This window comes from Cellulosimicrobium funkei (assembly GCF_900155925.1).
In the GTDB taxonomy this organism is placed as follows: Bacteria; Actinomycetota; Actinomycetes; order Actinomycetales; family Cellulomonadaceae; genus Cellulosimicrobium; species Cellulosimicrobium funkei.
Window position 1 is genome coordinate 38,226 of record NZ_FTMI01000002.1, and the last position, 21,270, is coordinate 59,495.

Annotated in this window: 19 protein-coding genes and 1 tRNA gene; 15 read left to right on the forward strand and 5 right to left on the reverse strand. The window is 74.8% G+C overall.

What is annotated here, in order from left to right:
* The first annotated feature begins 105 nt into the window (after nt 1–105).
* The 3 genes from BXA05_RS04475 to BXA05_RS04485 are packed head-to-tail and all read left to right on the forward strand — an operon-like array spanning nt 106 to nt 2,659.
* Complete coding sequence (locus BXA05_RS04475) at nt 106–1,110, forward strand: WXG100 family type VII secretion target (RefSeq protein WP_137281383.1); 1,005 nt, start codon at nt 106–108, stop codon at nt 1,108–1,110.
* Complete coding sequence (locus BXA05_RS04480; RefSeq protein WP_083711471.1) at nt 1,107–1,922, forward strand: hypothetical protein; 816 nt, start codon at nt 1,107–1,109, stop codon at nt 1,920–1,922. The genes BXA05_RS04475 and BXA05_RS04480 overlap by 4 nt, the downstream gene beginning before the upstream one ends.
* Complete coding sequence (locus BXA05_RS04485) at nt 1,919–2,659, forward strand: hypothetical protein (protein WP_076404149.1); 741 nt, start codon at nt 1,919–1,921, stop codon at nt 2,657–2,659. The genes BXA05_RS04480 and BXA05_RS04485 overlap by 4 nt, the downstream gene beginning before the upstream one ends.
* 35 nt (nt 2,660–2,694) lie before the next feature.
* On the opposite strand, the gene idi is transcribed toward BXA05_RS04485, so the two are convergent.
* Nucleotides 2,695–3,291 (reverse strand): isopentenyl-diphosphate Delta-isomerase, encoded by a 597-nt coding sequence (idi, locus tag BXA05_RS04490; RefSeq protein WP_051027835.1) that lies wholly within the window; start codon nt 3,289–3,291, stop codon nt 2,695–2,697.
* Between the two features lie 183 nt (nt 3,292–3,474).
* Here idi and BXA05_RS20220 point away from each other — a divergent pair, with 183 nt between their 5' ends.
* The 4 genes from BXA05_RS20220 (at nt 3,475) to BXA05_RS04510 (ending at nt 7,697) form a co-directional block, all read left to right on the forward strand.
* Entirely contained in the window at nt 3,475–4,563 is a 1,089-nt protein-coding gene (locus BXA05_RS20220; RefSeq protein WP_076404150.1) for an iron chelate uptake ABC transporter family permease subunit, read from the forward strand.
* A complete protein-coding gene (gene fepG / locus BXA05_RS04500) occupies nt 4,560–5,651 on the forward strand; it encodes an iron-enterobactin ABC transporter permease (protein ID WP_228485153.1) in 1,092 nt (363 codons plus the stop codon). Before BXA05_RS20220 ends, fepG begins: the two co-directional genes overlap by 4 nt.
* Before the next feature lie 116 nt (nt 5,652–5,767).
* Complete coding sequence (locus BXA05_RS04505) at nt 5,768–6,550, forward strand: ABC transporter ATP-binding protein (RefSeq protein ID WP_076404566.1); 783 nt, start codon at nt 5,768–5,770, stop codon at nt 6,548–6,550.
* Nucleotides 6,551–6,641: 91 nt separating this feature from the next.
* The gene (locus BXA05_RS04510; RefSeq protein ID WP_083711475.1) at nt 6,642–7,697 is read left to right on the forward strand and encodes an ABC transporter substrate-binding protein; all 1,056 of its coding nucleotides are present in this window, start codon (nt 6,642–6,644) and stop codon (nt 7,695–7,697) included.
* Here BXA05_RS04510 and BXA05_RS04515 read toward each other — a convergent pair.
* The 3 genes from BXA05_RS04515 to BXA05_RS04525 are packed head-to-tail and all read right to left on the reverse strand — an operon-like array spanning nt 7,622 to nt 10,494.
* Entirely contained in the window at nt 7,622–8,704 is a 1,083-nt protein-coding gene (locus BXA05_RS04515) for a squalene cyclase (protein ID WP_076404151.1), read from the reverse strand. The genes BXA05_RS04510 and BXA05_RS04515 overlap by 76 nt on opposite strands.
* A 39-nt stretch (nt 8,705–8,743) precedes the next feature.
* Complete coding sequence (locus tag BXA05_RS04520; protein WP_076404568.1) at nt 8,744–10,120, reverse strand: permease prefix domain 1-containing protein; 1,377 nt, start codon at nt 10,118–10,120, stop codon at nt 8,744–8,746.
* The gene (locus BXA05_RS04525) at nt 10,120–10,494 is read right to left on the reverse strand and encodes a PadR family transcriptional regulator (protein WP_024841614.1); all 375 of its coding nucleotides are present in this window, start codon (nt 10,492–10,494) and stop codon (nt 10,120–10,122) included. The genes BXA05_RS04520 and BXA05_RS04525 overlap by 1 nt, the downstream gene beginning before the upstream one ends.
* Nucleotides 10,495–10,584: 90 nt before the next feature.
* Here BXA05_RS04525 and BXA05_RS04530 point away from each other — a divergent pair, with 90 nt between their 5' ends.
* Entirely contained in the window at nt 10,585–11,034 is a 450-nt protein-coding gene (locus tag BXA05_RS04530) for a DUF6389 family protein (protein WP_076404152.1), read from the forward strand.
* Nucleotides 11,035–11,157: 123 nt separating this feature from the next.
* Here the strand turns inward: BXA05_RS04530 and BXA05_RS04535 are convergent.
* A tRNA-Leu gene (locus BXA05_RS04535) sits at nt 11,158–11,241 on the reverse strand.
* 388 nt (nt 11,242–11,629) lie between these two features.
* Here BXA05_RS04535 and BXA05_RS04545 point away from each other — a divergent pair.
* The 7 genes from BXA05_RS04545 (at nt 11,630) to pknB (ending at nt 21,250) form a co-directional block, all read left to right on the forward strand.
* Entirely contained in the window at nt 11,630–12,337 is a 708-nt protein-coding gene (locus tag BXA05_RS04545) for an FHA domain-containing protein (protein ID WP_021480387.1), read from the forward strand.
* A 10-nt stretch (nt 12,338–12,347) separates the two neighbouring features.
* Nucleotides 12,348–12,851: an FHA domain-containing protein FhaB/FipA gene (locus BXA05_RS04550; RefSeq protein WP_076404153.1), complete on the forward strand. Its 504-nt coding sequence runs from the start codon at nt 12,348–12,350 to the stop codon at nt 12,849–12,851.
* Nucleotides 12,852–12,857: 6 nt separating this feature from the next.
* Nucleotides 12,858–14,288: a Stp1/IreP family PP2C-type Ser/Thr phosphatase gene (locus BXA05_RS04555; RefSeq protein WP_061268261.1), complete on the forward strand. Its 1,431-nt coding sequence runs from the start codon at nt 12,858–12,860 to the stop codon at nt 14,286–14,288.
* A complete protein-coding gene (locus BXA05_RS04560) occupies nt 14,288–15,928 on the forward strand; it encodes an FtsW/RodA/SpoVE family cell cycle protein (RefSeq protein WP_076404154.1) in 1,641 nt (546 codons plus the stop codon). Before BXA05_RS04555 ends, BXA05_RS04560 begins: the two co-directional genes overlap by 1 nt.
* Entirely contained in the window at nt 15,925–17,391 is a 1,467-nt protein-coding gene (locus tag BXA05_RS04565; protein WP_076404155.1) for a peptidoglycan D,D-transpeptidase FtsI family protein, read from the forward strand. The genes BXA05_RS04560 and BXA05_RS04565 overlap by 4 nt, the downstream gene beginning before the upstream one ends.
* Complete coding sequence (locus tag BXA05_RS20225) at nt 17,388–19,067, forward strand: serine/threonine-protein kinase (RefSeq protein WP_211435823.1); 1,680 nt, start codon at nt 17,388–17,390, stop codon at nt 19,065–19,067. The genes BXA05_RS04565 and BXA05_RS20225 overlap by 4 nt, the downstream gene beginning before the upstream one ends.
* A gap of 110 nt (nt 19,068–19,177) precedes the next feature.
* Nucleotides 19,178–21,250 carry a Stk1 family PASTA domain-containing Ser/Thr kinase gene (pknB, locus tag BXA05_RS04575; protein ID WP_076404156.1) on the forward strand — a complete coding sequence of 691 codons (2,073 nt, stop codon included), beginning with the start codon at nt 19,178–19,180 and terminating at the stop codon, nt 21,248–21,250.
* Nucleotides 21,251–21,270: the final 20 nt, after the last annotated feature.

Below are 21,270 nucleotides of genomic sequence, written 5' to 3' on the forward strand. Positions count from 1 at the left end.
TCGCCCGCACGACGGCGCGCACGGTAGCCTCCCCGGTGCCCGCCTCGCGCGTCCCGGACACCGGGTGCCGGCGGGCCGGACGACCGACGAGGGGACGGGGACGACGTGAGCGGTATGTGGGGCGCGGACGTCAACGAGCTGCGGAGGCTCGCGCAGTCGCTGCGGTCAGCCTCCGACCAGCTCGTGAGCACGACGTCCGAGGTCAGCGGCCTCGTCGAGGCGGCGGGTCGCTGGCAGGGCGGCGACGCCGACCAGTTCCGCAGCGAGTGGACCGGCACGTCCGTCGCGCTGCTGCGCGGCGTGAGCCAGACGCTCTCCGAGGCGTCGCAGGCCGTCCTGCGCCACGCCGACCAGCAGTTCGCGACGAGCACCGAGGGCGGGTCCATCCCGTCCCCGGGCGTCCCCGGGCCCGGCGTGCCGACCGGCCCCGGCGGCGGCCCTCCCGGCGCGGGCGACCCGCTCGACGGCTCGATCTGGGACGTCGGCGACACCGCGCTGTCCGCGTGGGGCGCCGGGAGCGGCGCGTGGATCGCGTACCGCACGTTCCTCGCCGCGCGCGGCTTCCTCGACGCGAGCCGGCTCGCGGCGCTGTCGCCCGCGGCCGCGAGCGCCCTGCAGCTCACGCGCGGGATGGCGGTCGGGGACGCGCTGAGCGTGCTCGGGCGGGCCACGACGTTCTCCCGGTTCATGGGCTTCGCGGGCGGCGCGGCCGGCGTGGTCGGCGGCATCAACCAGATCGTCAACACCCAGTACGACGGCGTGCGCGGCGGCGTCGACCGCGGCATGGGCGTCCTGTCCGTGATCGGCGGCGCGGGCACCATGGCGATCGCGGCGGGGCTCCTCACCAACCCGGTCGGCATCGCGGTCGTCGCGGGCGCGGCGGCGGTCGCGGGCGTCTGGGCGCTCGGCAACCTCGTCTACGACAACTGGGACTCGATCACGGGGTTCTTCTCGGACCCGGGCCCGTACCTCGCGGACGGCTGGAACGACGTCACGAGCTTCGTCGGGGACGCGGCCGATACCATCGGCGACGTCGCGTCCGACGTCGGTGACGCGATCGGCGACGGGCTCTCCGCCGCCGGCGACTTCATCGGAGGCCTCTTCTCGTGACCCAGCAGCCGACCATGCAGTGGTCCGCGGCCGACATCGCGGCCGCCGAGCAGACGCTCGCGCGCACGGCGCCCGGTGAGGTGACGCACGTCGTCACGCTCACGGACGAGGAGGTCGCGATCCTCGACGGGCTCCAGAACCCGCAGCTCGTCCCGCTGCCCTGGCTCGACGCGCAGGAGGGCGCGGACCGCACGCTCGTGGGGCGCGTAGCCCTGCGGTCGCTGCTCGCGCGGGGTCTCGTGGTGCCGTCCGACGAGGAGCGCCCGCCCGGGCCGGGCGGCGAGCCGCAGGTCGGGATCGACGCGGTCCCCGAGGTGACGGGCCCGCTCGTGCTGCGGCGTACGGCGTCGGCCATCCTCTCCGCGGACCGCACGACGGCGCTCGGCAAGCACTGGGTGTACGTCTACCTGCACGACGACGACCGGGTGCTCGAGGAGGAGGTCGGGCCGAGCGGCCACCACTCCTTCAGCGTCTACCCGCTCGCCGAGCTCGCGGGGCGCCTCGCGGTGTTCCTCGACCCCGCGGCGAAGGCCGTGCTCGACGGCCGCGCCCGCACCTTCACGACCGAGCAGTTCGCCGCGGAGGCCCGCACGTCGCCCGAGCTCTCCGGAGCGGTCGCCGTCACGGTGCTCGGGGCGGTGCGCGCAGGCTCGGACACCCTCGTCCGGGTGAGCGTCTACGCGACGCCGGACGGCGTGTACGTCGTGCGCGGCGGCGAGCACGACGCCGACGGCGCGCCCGTCACGCTCGAGCTGTCGGAGGTCGGGCCGGCGACGCTGCGCCGCCTCCCCGCCGAGCTGCTCGGCCGATGACGGCCGCGCCGACCGGCGACCGCGCGACGCGCAAGGTGCGCCACTGGGCCGACGCGTCGCGCCTCGGCCGCCTGCGGCACGTCGAGGCCGCGACGCCGAACGGCCCCGCGTGGGCCGTGGTCCTCGTTCTCGTGCTGCTCGCGCCGGTCGCCAGCCTGGCCGACGGCGAGGTCGTCGCCGCGGCCGTCCTGCTCGTGGCCGTCGCCGCCGTGCTCGGCGTCCTGCTGTGGTTCCTGGGCTCGGAGAAGCTGCTCGTGCTCGACGGCGGCATCGTCGTGGGCTCGTTCGCACCGTTCCTGCGCCCGACGGTCATCCCGTGGTCGGGGATCGACCCCCGCACGGTGTCCGCCGTCGTGGGCAACCAGCGCACGATCGGGCTCCTCATGGCCGACCGCGGCGTGAGCGGCGCGTCCCGCACGGTGCTCTGGTCGCGCCGGCCGGTCACGTTCCTGGCGGTGTCGCCGGTCGTCGCGCGGCACGCGTGGGCGCAGGGCCAGCCCGTCGACCTCGCGACCGCCCCCGGCTTCGACCTGTGGGTCTTCTCGACGCGGCGGCCGTCCCGGCAGGCGCCCCTGGTGCACGCGCTCGCCGCCGCGATGCACGACGCGCGGGTCCCCGGCGCCGACGCGGTCCTCCCGCACGCGCTCCCGCCGCGGCGGCTGCGCTCGACCGCCGAGGACGCCGACCACCTGGGCATCCCCGAGCGGTTCCGCCGCCCGCAGCTCCGGCGCGTCTGAATCCTCGCTCCTGCCCGGTCGCGGGCCGGGCGCGGTCAGGCGGAGGCGGGCCCGAAGGCCGCGGCGAGGGGCGCCGTCGGGCCGTCGCCGGCCGTGCTCGCGCCGCCCAGCGCCCCGACCTGGAGCACCATCCACGGGCTGAACGCCCACGGCGTGGCGGCGACCCCGCGCGCGACGTCCCGCGGGTCCGCCCAGGCGAGCTCCATCACCTCGTCGGGGTTCGCCTCGACCGGGCCCGCAGCACGGGCGGCGTAGACGGGGCAGATCTCGTTCTCCACGACGCCCGACGCGTCGACGGCCCGGTAGCGGAACCCGGGGACGGCGACCTCCAGGTCCGCGATCTCGAGCCCGAGCTCGTGCCGCGCGTGGCGGAGGATCGACTCCTCGGTGGACTCCGTCCAGCGCGGGTGCCCGCAGAACGAGTTGGTCCACACGCCGGGCCACGTGCGCTTCGCGAGGGCGCGCCGCGTGAGGAGCAGGCGGCCCGCGTCGTCGAGCACGTAGCAGGAGAAGGCGAGGTGCAGGGGCGTCTCGGTCGTGTGGACCGCGGCGCGCTCGAAGGTGCCGGTCCGGCGACCCTGGTCGTCGACGGTGACGACGTGGTCGGCGGCGACGGGGACGTGCGAGGTCATGCGGCCACTCTCGCACACGCCGCTCGCGGACCGGCAACCCCCTCCGGCACCGACGGTGAGCGGGGTCACTCCACCGGGTTCGTGGACGATCTTGCCGGACCCTCCGGGGCGTGAATTAAGGTGAGGGTAACCTCACTCGTGTTGACCCGCCGGGCCGAGCGCCCCCGAGCAGATCCGAGCACCATGACCTCGCCCGCGACCGCCGCCACGACGGCCGACGTCCCCGGCGGCACGGCACCGGCCGACCCCGCCGACCGCCCGGCCGGGGTCGCCCGCACGAACGCGGGGCGCAGCCTCGGGCTCGTCGTCGCCCTCGCGGTCCTCGTGCTCGCGGTCGTGCTGAGCCTCGTCGTCGGCTCGAAGCCGGTCCCGCTCGGCACGGTCTGGGACGCCCTCACCGGCTACGACGGCTCGGGCGACCACGTGATCATCCGCGACCTGCGCCTCCCGCGAACGATCGTCGGGCTGCTCGTCGGCACCGCGCTCGGCGTCTCGGGCGCCCTCATCCAGGCCATGACGCGCAACCCCCTGGCCGACCCGGGCATCCTCGGGGTCAACGCGGGCGCCGCGTTCGCCGTCGTGCTCGCCGTCGCGTTCCTCGGGCTCACCGACATCGGGTCGTTCATCTGGTTCGCGTTCGCGGGCGCCGTCGTCGCGACCGTCGCGGTGTACGCCATCGGGTCGCAGGGCCGCGGGGGAGCGACGCCCGTGCGGCTCACCCTCGCGGGCGTCGCGCTGGGCGCGGTGCTCGGCGGCGTCTCGCAGGGCATCACCCTGCTCGACCCGGCGGCGTTCGACCGCATGCGCTTCTGGGGCGCCGGCTCGCTCGCGGGCCGCACGATGGAGATGGCGGGGACGATCGCCCCGTTCGTCGTGATCGGGCTCGTCATCGCGCTCGTCGTCGCGCGCCCGCTCAACACCGTCGCGCTCGGCGACGACCTCGCGAGCTCGCTCGGCGCGCACGTCGGGCGCACGCGCGTGCTCGTCGGCGTCGCGGTCATGCTCCTGTGCGGCGCGGCGACGGCCGCGGCCGGGCCCATCGCGTTCGTCGGCCTCATGGTGCCGCACGTCGCGCGGTGGACGGTCGGCCCGGACCAGCGCTGGATCCTCCCGTACTCGGCGGTGCTCGCGCCCGTCCTGCTGCTCGTGTCCGACGTCGTCGGCCGGGTCGTCGTCATGCCGGGCGAGCTCCAGGTCGGGATCGTCACGGCGTTCGTCGGTGCCCCGGTCCTCATCGCGCTCGTGCGCCGCTCGAAGGCGAGCGGGCTGTGAGCGCCCCGGTGCAGGACCGTCTCCCGGCCGGGGCGCCCGGTCCGGACCGGCGCGTCGACTTCGGCCGCCCGACGCGCGTCGTGCGCGGCCGGGGCGTGAGCCTGCGGCTCGACCTGCGCACGCTCGCGGTGTGCGGGGCGCTCCTGCTCGTCGCGCTGGCCGTCGGCGTGGTCGCGCTCACCACCGGCGACTACCCGCTCACCGTGCCGCAGGTGCTCCAGGCGCTCGTCGGCGCGGCCGACGGCCCGGTGCACATGGTCGTCGTCGAGTGGCGCCTCCCGCGCGCGCTCATGGCGCTCGTGCTCGGCGCGGCGCTCGGCGCGAGCGGCGCCATCTTCCAGTCGCTCACGCGCAACCCGCTCGGCAGCCCCGACGTCATCGGCTTCAACACGGGCGCGTACACCGGGGCGCTCGTCGTCATCATGCTGCTCGGCGGCGGGTACGTCGGCGTCGCGGCGGGCGCGCTCGTCGGCGGGATCGTCACCGCCGGGGTCGTGTACGTCCTCGCCTACCGGCGCGGCGTGCAGGGGTTCCGCCTCATCATCGTCGGCATCGCGGTGTCGGCGATGCTCGCGTCCGCCAACCAGTGGCTCATCGTCAAGGCCGACCTCGAGACGGCGATGGCCGCCGCCGTGTGGGGCGCGGGGTCGCTCAACGGCATGACGTGGGCGCAGGCGGTCCCCGCGTGCGTGCTCGCCGCGCTCCTGGCCCTGCCGCTCGTGTGGCTCGCCCCCCGCATGGGCCTGCTCGAGCTCGGGGACGACGCCGCGGCCGCCCTGGGCCTGCGCAGCGAGCGGGTGCGGCTCGCGCTCGTCGTCCTCGGCGTCGCGCTCACCGCGCTCGTCACCGCCGCGGCCGGGCCGATCGCGTTCGTCGCGCTCGCCGCGCCCCAGCTCGCGCGCCGCCTCACGGGCAGCGCAGGCGTGCGCATCCTGCCCGCCGCGTGCATGGGCGCGGTGCTCCTGGCCGCGAGCGACCTCGTCGCGCAGCGCGCGTTCGCCCCGACCCAGCTCCCCGTCGGCGTCGTCACCGTGAGCGTCGGCGGCGCCTACCTCGTCTGGCTCCTCGTCCGCGAGGCCCGCAAGTGACCCCGACCCCGCAGACCGGAAGGACCCCGGTGGCACCCACCCAGCTCGCGGACGCCCCGCACGACGCGGCCGCGCCCGGCACGGCCGGCCGGCCCGCGGCCCCCGCCGCCGACCGCCTGCACGCCGACGGCATCACCGTCGGCTACGACGACCGCGTCATCTCCTCGGGGCTCGACGTGACGATCCCCGACGGCTCGTTCACGGTGATCGTCGGGCCGAACGCGTGCGGCAAGTCGACGCTGCTGCGGGCGCTGTCGCGCCTGCTCAAGCCGTCGCAGGGCGAGGTCGTGCTCGACGGCCGCTCCATCTCGTCCATCCCCGCCAAGGAGGTCGCGCGCCGCCTCGGCCTCCTGCCGCAGTCGTCGATCGCGCCGGAGGGGATCACCGTCGCGGACCTCGTCGCGCGCGGGCGCTACCCGCACCAGAAGCTCCTGCGCCAGTGGTCGCGCGAGGACGAGGCGGCCGTGGTCGCCGCGCTCGCCGCGACCGGCACCACGGACCTCTCGGGCCGGCTCGTCGACGAGCTGTCCGGCGGCCAGCGCCAGCGCGTGTGGGTCGCGATGGTCCTCGCGCAGGAGACGCCCCTCCTCCTGCTCGACGAGCCGACGACGTTCCTCGACATCGCCCACCAGATCGAGCTGCTCGAGCTGTGCGCCGACCTCAACCGGGACCGCGGGCACACGCTCGTCGCCGTCCTGCACGACCTCAACCACGCGTGCCGCTACGCGACCCACCTCATCGCCATGAGGGACGGCGCGATCGTCGCCGAGGGCGCGCCGGGCGACGTCGTCACGGCCGAGCTCGTGGAGGACGTGTTCGGCCTCCCGTGCCGCATCATCGCCGACCCCGTGACGGGCACCCCGCTCGTCGTGCCCGAGGGCCGGCCCCGCCGCGCCTGACGCGGCCCCGTTCTCCCGGTCGGACCACCCCGCCCGACCGGCCCCCCACCGTCCTGCGCTCGCCCGCACCGCCTCGTCGGAGGAGCACCGCATGACCCGCACGACCCGTCCCTCGTCCACCCTGCCCGGCGCGCCCCGTGCGCGGCGCCGGCCCGCGCGCACGGTCGCGGCGGCAACGCTCGCGCTCGGTCTCACGGCCGTCGTCGCGGCGTGCTCCCCGGGCACCGACGCGGGCTCCGACGGCGCCGGGGACAGCCAGCCGTCCGCGAGCGCCGACGGCTGGTCGTGGACGTCCTCGGGCCACGGCACGACGTACGAGCTCGACGAGGCGCCGGACCGCCTCGTCGTCGACGGCTACTCGGCCGCCGCGCTGTGGGACTACGGCGTGCGGCCCGACGGCGTGTTCGGGTACGGGTTCTCGGACACCGGCGCGCTGTCGATCGGCAACGCCCGGGTCGACGAGATGGAGGTCGTCGGCACCGACGCCGAGCTCAACCTGGAGAAGCTGCTCGCGCTCGACCCCGACCTCGTGATCGGGTTCGGCACGGAGGACGGCACGGCGTGGCGGTGGTGGGACGAGAAGATCACCGAGGAGGCGACCGCCGTCGCGCCGTTCGTCGGGATGAAGTTCTCCGGCCGCCCCGTCGTCGAGGTGATCGAGGACTATGCGTCGCTCGCGGAGGCGCTCGGCGGTGACGCGGACACCCCGGAGGTCGCGGAGGCGCGCGCCGCGTTCGACGAGCGCCTCGACACCCTGCGGGCGATCGCGGCGGAGAAGCCGCTGACGATCCTGCCGCTCAACGGGGCCGAGGAGCTGTGGGTCGGGCAGCGGACCCTGGGCCAGCTCGCGCTGCTGGAGGAGCTGGGCTTCACGATCGGCGGCCCGCAGGACCAGCAGGCCTGGGCGGAGCTCAGCTGGGAGCGCGTGCCGGACTACCCGGCGGACGTCGTGCTCAGCTACACCGGCTCCGACGAGGCCATGGCGGCGAACCCCGTCTACGCGGGCCTGCCGGCGGTCCAGGCGGGGCAGGTCGTCGGCTGGGACGACAAGCGCCCGTTCACGTGGGCGAGCTACGTCGAGTGGTTCGACGAGCTCATCGCGGTGCTCGACGGCGCCGAGGTCGTCTCGGGGCCGCCCGCGTCCTGACCGTCCCACCAGTCGAGGACGACGGTCGCGTGGTACGTGAGCCAGCGTGACGGTTCGCCCGCGGGCGCGTCGACCTCGAACCACACGCGGCCCGGATGGCGCCGGCCCTGGAGCCAGGTGCCGTCCGGGCGCCGCGCGCGGCGGACGTGCTCGACCGCGTCCGCCGCGCGCGGGTCCGGCGGCGTGCCGTCGAGCAGCGACGCGGCGCGCAGGTAGACCAGCGCGTTGAGCACGCTGTAGTACCAGCGGAACGGGTAGGCGAGGCGGAACGCCCAGTCCCCGACGGGCTCGCCGGTGCCGAGCCGGCGGAACAGGCCGCGGCGGAGCAGGTACTCCTCGCCGGCGCGGCGCGCGGCGCGCAGCTCGTCCGTGGCCCCGGCGTGCTCCTGGTAGGCGAGGAGGCCCTTGAGCGCGTTGAGCGTCGAGTGGTACGACGACACGGTCGCGCCCTCGACCCACGCGCAGTTCCACCCGCCGTCGGGCAGCCGCCCGTCGAGGACGGTGCGGAGCAGCCCCGTCACGTCGACGCCGAGCCACGCGCCCGCGGCGAGCGTGTACCCGTTGATGCACCAGTCGACCTCGCCGCCCCAGAAGGGCAGGTCGTCGTACTCCCAGCGGCAGTGCTCGGCCAGCAGCTCGGGCGTGCGGCGCGCGCGGAGCACCTCGGGGTCGAGACCCCACTCGCGCAGCGCGACGAGCGACCAGGTGGTCGCGGTCCAGGGCTGGCCCTCCTCAGGCCTGCCCTCGGCGTCCGGCGCGGCCGCGCCGTCCCCGCCGACGTCCGCGGGGAAGTACGCGCCGCCCGCCCACTGCCCGTCGGGGTCCTGGAGCGCGAGGAGCCGGGCGCCGAAGCCCTCGGTCGCGACGCGCGCCCGCGTCGCCCGCCACACGGAAGGCGGGGCGTGCACGACGTCGCGCTCCACCTGCCAGCGCAGCGCCGGGTCGGCGTCGAGGAGCCAGCCGACGACGTCGTCGTCGACCGGCCCGCCGGACGGTCGGTCGGCCATCCCGTCACGCTACGCCCGGGGACGGCCGACCGCCGTCCGTCAGACGAAGCCGAACACGGGCGGGAACACGAGGGCGACGACCGCCGCCCACGCCGCGTAGACGGGCAGGAAGCGCGTCTGCCACGCGACGAGGTCGGCGAACGGCCGGCGCCCGCGGAGGAACGCCGTCGCGAGCACGGCCGACCACGCGAGGTGGACGAGCAGCAGGAGGTTGAGCCCGAGCGCCGCCGCCTTGTTGGGGCTCACGCCGAACTCGGCGATGCGCGTGAGCATCGCGGTGAGCGCGACGGCGTCGACGGCGAGCGCCGCGCCGACGAGGACCACCAGGAGCCCGTCGAAGAACGACCCGGGCGCGAGCGGGTCGCGCGCGGAGACCGAGTAGAGGAGCAGGCACAGGACGAGCACGAGGATCGCGTCCATGAGGATGAGCAGCTCGCGGTCGACCGCCGCGAGGTTCCCCGCCGTCGCGAGGACGACGAACGCGGCGAGGAGCATGACGAGCGTCAGCGGCGTGAACACGCGCGTGAGCACGGGCGCGATGTTCTCGACGACGTTCTGCTTGGCCTCGACGAGCCAGGCGGCCACGATGAGCGCCGCCGGCACGCACAGGGTGAGGATCCAGCTGTCGAGGTAGGGCTCGAGGTCGACGCCGGCGAGCGAGAAGACCCCGATCGTCAGGCCGAGCAGCACCCCGCCCCCGAGCGCGATGAGCGTGTAGTACACGGCGAGCTCGCCCGTGAACCGCACGAAGTCCATGCGACGCGCGTCCGAGCGCCACCGCCCGCCCACGTAGGCGAGCCCGACGACGGACCACAGCGTCACCGGGGCGGCGAGCGCCGCGAGGACGAACGTCGCGTCCGTGGGCGCGAACGGGTACACGTTGAGCGCGACGCCCAGCACGACGAACGGCACGACGAGCGCGCCGACGACGCGCAGCGTCACCTGGCGCTTCCACGCGAGGTAGGCGGTGAGGAACGGCAGCACGAGGAGCCCGACGTTGAGGCCGACCGTCTCCCAGGGCAGGAGCACGGTCGCCACCTTGACCGTGGCGCCCACCGCGACGGCGAGCCCGAGCACGACCGCGAGCTCGCGCCACGAGCGGGTGCGGCCGGGCTGCCGGCCCACGAGGACGAGCTGCTTCCACAGGCGCTCGGAGTGCTCCTGCGCGAACTCGCGCGACAGGTCGTCGAGCGTGCCCATGCGCTTGACGGCGACGAGGAAGGCCTCGTCGTCGTCGAGGCCCGTCGCGCGCAGGTCCTCGACCCGCTCGCGCAGGTGGTCCTCCATCTCGTCGACGTCCGCCGCGGAGATCGCCTCCCGGCGCCGGACGTACCCGCGCCACTGGTCGATCTGCGCCTCGAGCGCGGCGTGCGGGCCGGGGCTCGCGGCACCGGCCGGCGCGGTCGCGGCGCCCATCAGGCCCACCCCTCCGCGACGCGCGGCGGGCTCTGCAACCCGTCCTGGGCGGAGCGCCACACCTGCTGGAGCGCGTGCGCGACGACGTCCCACTGCGCCTGGCGCTCGACGAGCGCCTCGCGCCCCGCGGCCGTGATCGCGTAGTGCTTGCGGCGACGGCCGACGTCGGACGTGCCCCACGACGCCTCGACGAGCCCGAGGCGCTCCAGCCGGTGCAGCAGCGGGTAGAGCATGCCGTCGGTCCACTGCATCCGGCCGCCCGAGAGCTCGTCCACGCGCTTGAGGATCGCGTAGCCGTAGGACTCGCCGTCGGCGAGGATCCCGAGCACGAGCGGGGTGGCCGAGGCGGCCACGAGGTCCTTGTCGATACGCATAACGCTCCTATGCCTAGTTGTTCTAGGGGTAACGACCCTAGCAGATCTAGGGTTGCCATCGGCAGGCGTGCCCGGCGCTACCGTGGCGCGATGGACGCCGCGACGCACGCCCGCCTCGTGCGAGCCCACCTCGACGCCGCGACGCCGGAGGCCGTGCGCCGCCTGCGCGCCGTCGTCGACGCGCTCCCGGACCGCGCGGAGGAGATCGTCGTCACGGTCTTCCCCGACCAGGACGGCGAGGGCACGTTCGACGTCGTCGTGTCGCTCGACGGCCCCGACGCCGCCGTGCTCGACCGCGCGATCGCGCCGCACCGCACGCTGTTCGAGGTCGTGCACGGCGAGGACGGCCCCGTCCCGGACGTGCCGCTCGTCGCACCCGGCCGCGAGCCGTACGACGCGCGCGACGTCGTCGTCGACACCGCCGCCGACTGGGTCGTGGAGGTGTGGGACGCCGCAGCGCGCGGCAGGTCGCGCGTGCCGGGCGTGGTGGACGGGCACGACGGCCACGGCACCTCCGTGCCGCGCGCGCTCGCGCCATGAGCGCGGGAGCCAGGCCACGCGTGGTCGCCGGGGGCGACACCCGGAGGCGCCGCCCGGAGGAAGAGCACGGGCCGGGAATGCGAAAGTCCCGGTCAGGGACGACCTGACCGGGACCTCGTCACGTGCGCGAGGGGGGAGTTGAACCCCCACGCCCTTTCGGGCACACGGACCTGAACCGTGCGCGTCTGCCTATTCCGCCACTCGCGCGTGCCGCAGAAGACTAGCACGGCGCGGGCGACCGACCGGCACCGCGCCGTCCTGCGTGACGCCCGCCACCCGGACGCACCGCGGCGTGGCCCCGTCGCCGACCACGACCTTCGTCGCCCTCGAGCACGTCGTCGCTCCCGGGAAGAGCGGCGAGACGACGGCAACCTCGTGCTCGGCGGGGGAGCGGACGCCCGACGTTCACACGCTCCGCCACGAAAGCGCCACATCCGTCCGGTAATCGTCCGACGAAACGGGCCTGCTGGTCCGACGCGATCGATACGATCTAGGTAGTCTGCCCGGACGCGGGTGCGCGGGGGGCCACCGGGGAAGCAGACGCGATCCGCGCGGCGTGAGCCGCGGCACGAGCGAGCACGAGGGAGGAGGTGGCATGGGAGTCCTGGACCGCTTCGAGAAGGGCGTCGAGCGCGTCGTGAACAACGCGTTCGCGAAGGTCGGGCGCAGCGAGGTCAAGCCCGTCGAGCTCGCGAGCGCGCTGCGGCGCGAGGTCGACGACCGCGCCGCCGTCGTCGACCGCGAGCGCACGGTCGTGCCCAACGAGTTCACCATCGAGCTGTCGGTGGACGACTTCGGCCAGGTCGAGGGGTGGGGCGCGGAGACGCTCGCCGACGAGCTGGCGTCGAACGTCACCCAGTACGCCGCGTCGCAGCACTACGCGTTCGTCGGGCCCGTGAGCGTGAGCTTCGAGCAGAACGACACGCTCGACGTCGGCCGCTTCCAGCTCCGCTCGGCGAGCGTGCGTGGCAACGTCGCCCCCGCCACGACGGCGTCCCCGAGCACGCGCCACCCGCTCGTCGACATCGACGGGCAGCGCTACCTGCTCACCGGCCCGGTCACGGTGATCGGCCGCGGCTCGGAAGCCGACATCGTCGTCGACGACCCGGGCGTCTCGCGGCGCCACCTGGAGATCCGCGTGACCCCGGAGGGTGTGATCGCGACCGACCTCGGCTCCACGAACGGGCTGTTCGTCGAGGGCCACCAGGTGCCCGCCGCGACGCTGCTCGACGGGAACTCCCTGACGATCGGCCGGACCCGCATCATGTTCTGGACCGGCGCGTCCGACAACGAGGAGTGGTGATCCGGCCCGCATGACCGATCTCACGTTCACCCTGCTCCGGCTGGGCTACCTGGTGCTGCTCTGGGTGTTCGTGCTCTCCGCGATCGGCGTGCTGCGTCGGGACCTGTACGGCACGAAGATCACGCCGCGCCGCGGCAAGAAGGGCGCCCCCGCCCCGGCCGCCCGCCCGACGTCGGGCCCCACCCCCGCCGCCCCGGAGCCGTCGCGACCCGCCGCGCCCGCGGGCCCGTCGCGGCTCGTCGTCACCGCCGGCCCGCTGACCGGGACGACGATCCCGCTCACGACGTCGTCGATCCTCATCGGCCGCGCGCCGAGCTGCACGCTCGTCCTCGACGACGACTACTCGTCGTCGCGCCACGCCCGCATCTTCCCGCAGCACGGGTCCTGGTTCGTCGAGGACCTGGGCTCCACGAACGGCACCTACGTCGAGGACCAGCGGATCGCCCAGGTCACCCCCCTGGGCCTGGGGACGCGGGTGCGGATCGGTCAGTCCGTCGTCGAGCTGCAGAGGTAGCCCGCAGTGAACATCGCCCTGCGCTACGCCGCGCGCTCCGACGTCGGGCTCGTGCGCTCCAACAACCAGGACTCCGGCTACGCGGGCCCGCACCTGCTCGTCGTCGCGGACGGCATGGGCGGACACGCGGGGGGCGACGTCGCGTCCTCCATCGCGATCGCCGCGCTCGCCCCGCTCGACGGCGAGTCGCACGGCCCGGACGACGCGCTGGCCGAGCTCGAGCGCTCGATCGACCACGCCCGCCAGGACCTCGTGGACCGCAGCGTGACCGACCCGGAGCTGGTCGGCATGGGCACGACGGTCACCGCGATCCTGCGCGCGGGCAACAAGCTCGCCATGGCGCACCTCGGCGACTCGCGCGCCTACCTGCTGCGCGACGGCGAGCTCAACCAGGTCACGACCGACCACACGTTCGTCCAGCACCTCGTCGACACGGGGCGCATCTCGGCGGACGAGGCGGAGACCCACCCCCAGCGCAACGTCGTCATGCGCGTGCTGGGCGACTTCGACATCGACCTCACGCCGGACATGTCCGTGCGCGAGGCGAAGCCGGGCGACCGCTGGCTCCTGTGCTCGGACGGCCTGTCCGGGTTCGTCAGCCAGGAGACCATCGCGCAGACGCTCGCCGACACGGACGACGTCGACGCGTGCGCCGACCACCTGCTCCAGCTCGCGCTGCGCGCGGGCAGCACGGACAACGTGACGGTCGTCGTCGCGGACGTCGTGGACGTCGACGCCCTGCCCGACGGCGGGGCCCCCGGCACGGGCGCGCAGGTCGTCGGGTCCGCGGCGATCGACCGCGACGCCCCGACGTCGGCCGCGGACGGCCCGGCGGCCCGCGCGGCCGCGCTCATGGCGAGCACGAAGGCGACCGCCCCGGCCGAGGACCCGGACGCCGACGCGGCGGACGAGGACGGCGCGGAGGGTCGCACCACCCCCGAGGGCTCCGGCGACGACGAGGACGACGTGCGTCCCGGTCGCGCGCCCCGGCGCTGGGTCACCGTGGTCGCCATCCTTCTCGTGGTCGCGGGCCTGGGCGTCGCGGGCTGGGCGGGCTACCGCTGGACGCAGTCGCAGTACTACGTGGGCGTCGCCGACGGCCAGGTCGCGGTGTTCCGCGGCATCCCCGAGAACGCGGGCCCGGTCACGCTGTCGACCCCGATCGAGCTCACCGGGACGCGCGTCGACGACCTGCCGGGCTACGTCGTCGACCGCCTGGAGACCACGATCCCCGCGGAGTCGCTCGAGGACGCCCGCGCCCGCGCCGAGCGGCTGGTGGCCGAGGCCGCGGAGGACACCACCGAGACCCCCGCGACCGACGGCTCGACGGACGGGACCACGGGCGGGACCCCCGACGACGCGACGACGGGGACCCCGGAGGCCGACGCGCCGGCCGTGACCCCCGCGCCCACCGACGGCGCCGGCTCGGGGGCCTGATGGCCACGGTGGAGACCACCGAGGTGCGCCCCGGCCGGGGCGCGGAGCTCGGTCTGCTCGTCCTCGCGCTCGCGCTGGGCATCGGGGCGTACGCGCTCGTGGGTCTGCAGCTCACGGGCGAGCTCCCGGGCCGCTTCTACGTGTACAGCATCGGCACGGTGGTGCTCGCGGGCGCCGCGCACGTGCTGCTGCGGTTCAAGGCGCCGTACGCGGACCCGGTGATCCTGCCGATCGCCGTCGCGCTCAACGGCATCGGCCTCGCCATGATCTTCCGCCTCGACCTGGGCTCGCAGGTCACGGGCGGCGAGCAGGACCTCGCGCCCCGCCAGCTCCAGTGGACCGCGCTGGGCATCCTCTGCGCGTTCGCCGTCGTCTGGTTCCTGCGCGACCACCGCACCCTGCGCCGCTACACGTACACCGCGATGATCGCGGGCATCGTGCTCGTCGCGCTACCGCTCGTCCCGGGCCTGGGCACCCGCATCAACGGCGCCCAGATCTGGATCAACCTGTTCGGCTTCTCGCTCCAGCCGGCCGAGTTCGCGAAGGTCGCGTTCGCGATCTTCTTCGCGGGGTACCTCGTGACGAACCGCGACACGCTCGCGCTCGCCGGCCCCCGTGTGCTCGGCCTCCAGCTCCCCCGCCTGCGCGACCTCGGGCCGATCATCATCGTCTGGCTCGTCTCGCTCGCGATCCTCGTGTTCGAGCGCGACCTCGGGACCTCGCTCCTGTTCTTCGGCCTGTTCGTCGCGATGCTCTACATCGCGACCGAGCGCGTGAGCTGGGTCGTCATCGGTCTGCTCCTCATCGCGGTCGGCGCGGTGCTCGCGGCGTCGACGTTCGGGCACGTGCAGGCGCGCATCGACGTGTGGCTGCACCCGTTCGACCCGGAGATCTTCGGCCGCAGCCCGGGTGGCTCGGGCCAGCTCGTGGGCGGCCTGTTCTCGCTCGGCAACGGCGGCCTCTTCGGCACGGGCTGGGGCGCCGGCTACCCCCGCACGGTCCCGTACGCGTTCTCCGACTTCATCTACGCGTCGCTCGGCGAGGAGCTCGGGCTCACGGGTCTCATCGGCATCCTGCTCGCGTACCTCGTCCTCGTGGAGCGCGGCCTGCGCACCGCGATCGGCGTGCGCGACGGGTTCGGCAAGCTGCTCGCGGGCGGCCTCGCGTTCGTCATGGCGTGGCAGCTCTTCGTCGTGGTCGGCGGGATCACGCGGATCATCCCGCTCACGGGCCTGACCATGCCGTTCGTCGCCCAGGGCGGGTCGTCGCTCCTCGCGAACTGGCTCGTCGTCGGGCTGCTGCTGCGCATCTCCGACGACGCGCGCCGGCCCTCCTCCCTGCCCGTGCGCGGGCAGGTCGCGCCCGGCGGGGCGCGCAGCCGCACCGACTCCGACCCGGTCGCGGTCGTGGGCGGCGGCGCGGCCGTGGGCGCCCTGCCCGACGACGCCCCCACCACGGTCGGCGCGCCCGCCGTCCCCGGTCCGTCCACGGGCCCCGCGCGCGCGACGACGGGCGTCCAGCCCGCCGTCGGGCGAGCCGGGGAGGTCCCCGACCACCCGGACGACCTGCGGACCGAGGTCGTGCAGCGCCCGGACGCAGGCGCCGAGACCGACCGTGACCCCTGGGGAGGAGCCCGGTGAACGTCCCCCTGCGTCGCGTCGCGACCGTCGTCCTCGTGATGTTCCTCGCGCTCATGGTGTCGACGACGTACATCCAGTTCGTCCAGGCCGACTCGCTCAACAACGACTCGCGCAACGCCCGCACGATCTACCGCGAGTACAACAAGTTCCGCGGCCCGATCGTCGTCGCGGGCGACGCCATCGCGTCCTCGACGCCGGTGGACGACGCGTTCGGCTTCCAGCGCCAGTACTCGAACGGCCCGCTCTACGCACCCGTCTCCGGCTTCCTGTCGCTCACCAACGGGCGCACGGAGATCGAGGACAAGGAGAACGACTACCTCAACGGCGAGGCGAGCTCGCTGTGGCTCGACCGCCTGAGCGCTCTCTTCACGGGGCAGCAGCCGCAGGGCGCGTCCGTCGAGCTGACGATCGACCCGGCGGCCCAGCAGGCCGCGTGGGACGCGCTGGGTGACCAGCGCGGCGCCGTCGTCGCGATCGAGCCGAAGACGGGCCGCGTCCTCGCGCTCGTGTCGAAGCCGAGCTACGACCCGAACGAGCTCGCGACGCACGACACCGCCCTCGCGCGCCAGCGCTACCAGGAGCTGCTCAACGCCGAGGGCAACCCGATGTCGAACCGGGCCATCCGCGGCAACACGTACCCGCCGGGCTCGACGTTCAAGATCGTCACCTCCGCCGCGGCCCTCGAGAGCGGGCAGTACACGCCCGAGACCGTGATCCCGGCCCCGGACGAACTGCCGTACCCCCAGTCGACCCAGACGATGAAGAACTTCGGCGGCACACGCTGCTCGCCCACGGGCGAGATGACCCTCGCGGACGCGCTGCGCATCTCGTGCAACACCGCGTTCGGCGACCTGGCCATGACCCTCGGCGAGGACGCGATGCGCGATCAGGCCGAGGACTTCGGCTTCGACGCCTCGCTCGAGATCCCCATGGACGTCACGCCGAGCCGCTTCCCCGCCGAGGGCACGCCGGGCGCGGACGCCGCCGGGATCGCGCGCGCCGGCATCGGCCAGGGCGAGGTCAAGGTCACGCCGCTCCAGATGGCGATGGTCGCCGCCGCGATCGCGAACGACGGCGTCCAGATGGCCCCGTACACCGTCGAGACGATCCGCAACCCCGACCTCGACGTCGTCCGGCAGTCCGAGCCGCGCCGTCTGCGCACCTCGGTCTCGCCGTCGACGGCCGAGCAGCTCACCCAGATGATGGTGGGCGTCGTGCAGAACGGCTCCGGCAAGGCGGCGCAGATCCCGGGCGTGCAGGTCGCGGGCAAGACGGGCACCGCCGAGACGGGCGGCGAGGCCGCGCCGCACGCGTGGTTCACGAGCTTCGCCCCGGCCGACGACCCGCAGGTCGCGGTCGCGGTCATCGTCGAGAACGGCGGCTCGATGGGCAACGAGGCGACGGGCGGCGCGATCGCCGCGCCGATCGCCCGCGCCGTCATGGAGGCGGTGTTGAACGGATGAAGCCGGTCCGGGGGCTGACGCTCGGCAACCGCTACCGCCTCGTGCGACGCATCGCCGTCGGCGGCATGGGCGAGGTGTGGGTCGCGGCCGACGACGCGCTCGGCCGCGAGGTCGCGGTCAAGGTCCTGCGGAGCGAGTACGCGGGCAACGAGGACTTCCTCAACCGCCTGCGCACCGAGGCCCGCAACAGCGCGGCGCTCTCGCACCCCAACATCGCGCAGATGTACGACTACGGCGAGACGAACGGCTCCGGGTACCTCGTCATGGAGCTCGTCGTGGGCGAGCCCATGGCGGACCTGCTGGAGCGCGAGCCGGTGCTCCCGCCCGCGCGGCTCCTGCCGATCCTCGCGCAGACCGCCCGCGCGCTGCACGCCGCCCACCTGTCCGGCGTCGTGCACCGGGACGTCAAGCCCGGGAACATCCTCATCGACCGCTCCGGCACGGTGAAGATCACCGACTTCGGTGTCTCGCTCGCGGCCAACCAGGTCCCGATGACCGCGACGGGCATGGTCATGGGCACGGCTCAGTACCTCTCGCCCGAGCAGGCCGTCGGCCAGGCCGCCACCGGCGCCTCGGACATCTACGCGCTGGGCATCGTCGCGTACGAGTCCATCGCGGGGAACCGCCCGTTCACGGGGTCCACGCCGGTGGACATCGCGGTCGCGCACGTCAACGAGCCGGTGCCGCCGCTGCCCACGTCGGTCGACCCGGAGCTCGGCGAGCTCGTCATGGTCATGCTCGCCAAGGACCCGCTGGCGCGGCCCCACCCGGCCGACGCGCTCGCGCGCGTCTTCGAGGGCATCGCCGCGCGCCTCGCGAGCGACCCCTGGTCCGCCCGCACGGGGGCGCCCGCCCCCACGCGCCGCGCGCGCCGGGCCCGCCCCACCGCCGACGACGTCCCCGCGCCCGAGCCGGACCCGGCACCCGTCATCACGCCGCTCGTCATCCCGGCCGCGGTGCGCGACCCGCACGCGACGGACCCGGCGAACCCGTGGGTCGCCCCCGAGCCGCGTCGCGCCGCGCACGCCGCACAGGCGGACGTGTCGCCGTCGGCCGCGACGCCCCCCGGCCCGCCCGACGACGACGCCACCCGCGTCCGCCCGCTCGGGCGGCACGGCGGGACGGTCCCGGAGACCGCCGAGCCCGTCCCGGCGCCGCCCGCACCGGACGGCGCCGCCCCCGGCCCCGCCCTCCCGTGGGAGCGCCCCGTCCCCGCGGCCCCGGCGGACGACCCGGCCGCCCCGCGCTCGTACCCGCCGCGCCGCGAGATGCACGGCCCGACGCGCTCCTCACGACGGCCGCAGCCCACCCGCGCGGGTACGCGCCCGGCCGGCGCGCCCGGGGGTCCGGCGGGCTCGACGCGCGCCGAGCCCGTCGCCCCGGCGACCCGCGCCGAGGCCCGACGTCAGTCGCAGTCGGCACCCGTGCCCTCGCGCTCCGCGGGGCGCCGCACGTCGACCACGACGGGCCGCCGCCTGGGAGGTCTGCCCAACGGCCTGACCTGGCCGCTCGTCGCCCTCCTGGGCCTCCTGCTCGTGCTGGTGATCGCGACGATCGCCACGCTCGGGGACAGGGACGGCGACGGCGGCGACGCCGCCCCCGTGCGGGGCGCGGAGACCTCCGTCGAGGTCGCCGTGCCCGACGCCGAGACGCTCCCCGGACGGGTGACATCGTGACGACATCGTGGTGTTCCCCGCGTGGCCGCCGGGTCGCGGGTGGGATGATTGCGCCAGCTGTGCCGTGGGCGGACGCGCCCACGGCTCCGACGACACCGAAGGACGAATGAGTGGTGGACAACGCTCCCCGAGTGCTTGCCGGGCGCTACCAGGTCGGTGAGCTCATCGGCCGTGGTGGCATGGCCGAGGTGCACATCGGGCACGACAACCGCCTCGGTCGTACCGTCGCGATCAAGATCCTGCGCTCCGACCTCGCGCGCGACCCGACCTTCCTCGCGCGCTTCCGCCGCGAGGCCCAGGCAGCGGCGTCCCTCAACCACCCGGCCATCGTCGCGGTCTACGACACCGGCGAGGACGTCCACGCGGACGCCACCGGCAACTCGGTGCACGTCCCGTTCATCGTCATGGAGTACGTCGAGGGCCACACCGTGCGGGACATCCTGCGCGACGGCCAGGCCGTCCCGATCGACGAGGCGGTCGAGATCACGGCGGGCGTGCTCGCCGCGCTCGAGTACTCGCACCACGCCGGGATCGTGCACCGCGACATCAAGCCCGCGAACGTGATGATCACGCCCACGGGCGCGGTGAAGGTCATGGACTTCGGCATCGCCCGTGCCATGGCGGACTCGGCCGCGACGATGACGCAGACCCAGGCCGTCATCGGCACCGCGCAGTACCTCTCCCCGGAGCAGGCGCGCGGCGAGACGGTCGACGCGCGCTCCGACCTGTACTCGACCGGCTGCCTGCTCTACGAGCTGCTCACCGGCCGCCCGCCGTTCATCGGCGACTCGCCCGTCGCAGTGGCCTACCAGCACGTGCGCGAGGCGCCCGCGACGCCGAGCGCGATCGCTCCCGACGTGCCCGAGGTGCTCGACCGCATCACGCTCAAGGCGCTCGCGAAGGACCGCACGGCGCGCTACTCGAGCGCCGCCGAGTTCCGGGCCGACCTGGAGAACGCCGTGCGCGGCGGGTCGATCACGGCTCCGGCGCTCGGCGTCGCGGCCGCCGCCGCGGGCCTCGGCGCTGCCGCCGCGGCCGCCGACCTCCAGCCGACGATGGTCGAGTCCGCGACGCAGGTCATGACCCCGGCCGCCGCGGCGGCGAACCCCTGGGCGACCAGCGCGGCGCCCGCCGTCCCGCCGGGGGAGCAGCCACCGGGTGAGGACGAGGAGCAGCCCAAGAGCCGCAAGGGCCTCATGTGGACGCTCATCGCCGTCGGCGTGCTCGCGCTCGCCGCGATCATCACGATGATCGTCATCAACAGCCAGGGCGAGGACGAGCCGACGACCGGCACCGTCCCGACCCTGTCCGCGGGCGTCACGCCCGCGGAGGCCGAGCAGAGGATCACCGAGGCGGGCTTCGAGTACGCGCAGGCGATCGACCAGGACTCCACGGAGCCCGAGGGCACGTTCACCCGGACCGACCCCGCCGGCGGCACCACCCAGGAGCTGGGGGTGACCGTCACCGCCTTCTTCTCGGCCGGTCCCGACGCCGTCACCATCCAGGACCTCAAGGGCAAGACGCAGGAGGAGGCCCGGCAGTACCTCTCCGACGCCGGGCTCAACGTCGGCGACGTCAACACGGAGGACTCGCCGGACGTCCCGAAGGGCGCGGTGACGAAGACCGACCCCGGCGCCGGCCAGTCCGTGCCGGCGGGCTCGACGGTCAACCTGTTCGTGTCGAGCGGCCTCGTCGCCCTGCCGGACGTCACGGGCCAGCAGTTCGACGCTGCGAAGTCGACCGTCGAGGCGCTCGGCCTGAAGGTCGACCGCAGCGACGAGGAGTCCGACGAGCCGGAGAACCAGGTCCTCTCGCAGCAGCCCAACGCGGGCAGCGTCCCGCAGGGGTCGACCGTGACCCTCAAGGTCGCGATCCCGCGCGCGGCGGAGACGACGACGGTGCCGTCGAACCTCGTCGGGATGACCGAGGACCAGGCGAAGGACGCGCTCGGTGGTGCCGAGCTCAACGTGGGCACCCGCCAGACGCAGGAGTCCGACCAGTGGCCGGCCGGCGTCGTGATCGGGTCCGACCCGCGCGGCGGGGCGGAGGTCCCGGTCGGCACCCAGGTGTCGCTCATCGTCTCGACCGGACCCGGACCGTCGAACGGTGGGAACAACGGCGGCGGGAACAACGGCGGCGGCAACGGGAACGGCGGGGGCAACGGCGGAGACGGCGAGGGCTGACCCACCGCCCCCGGGCCCCT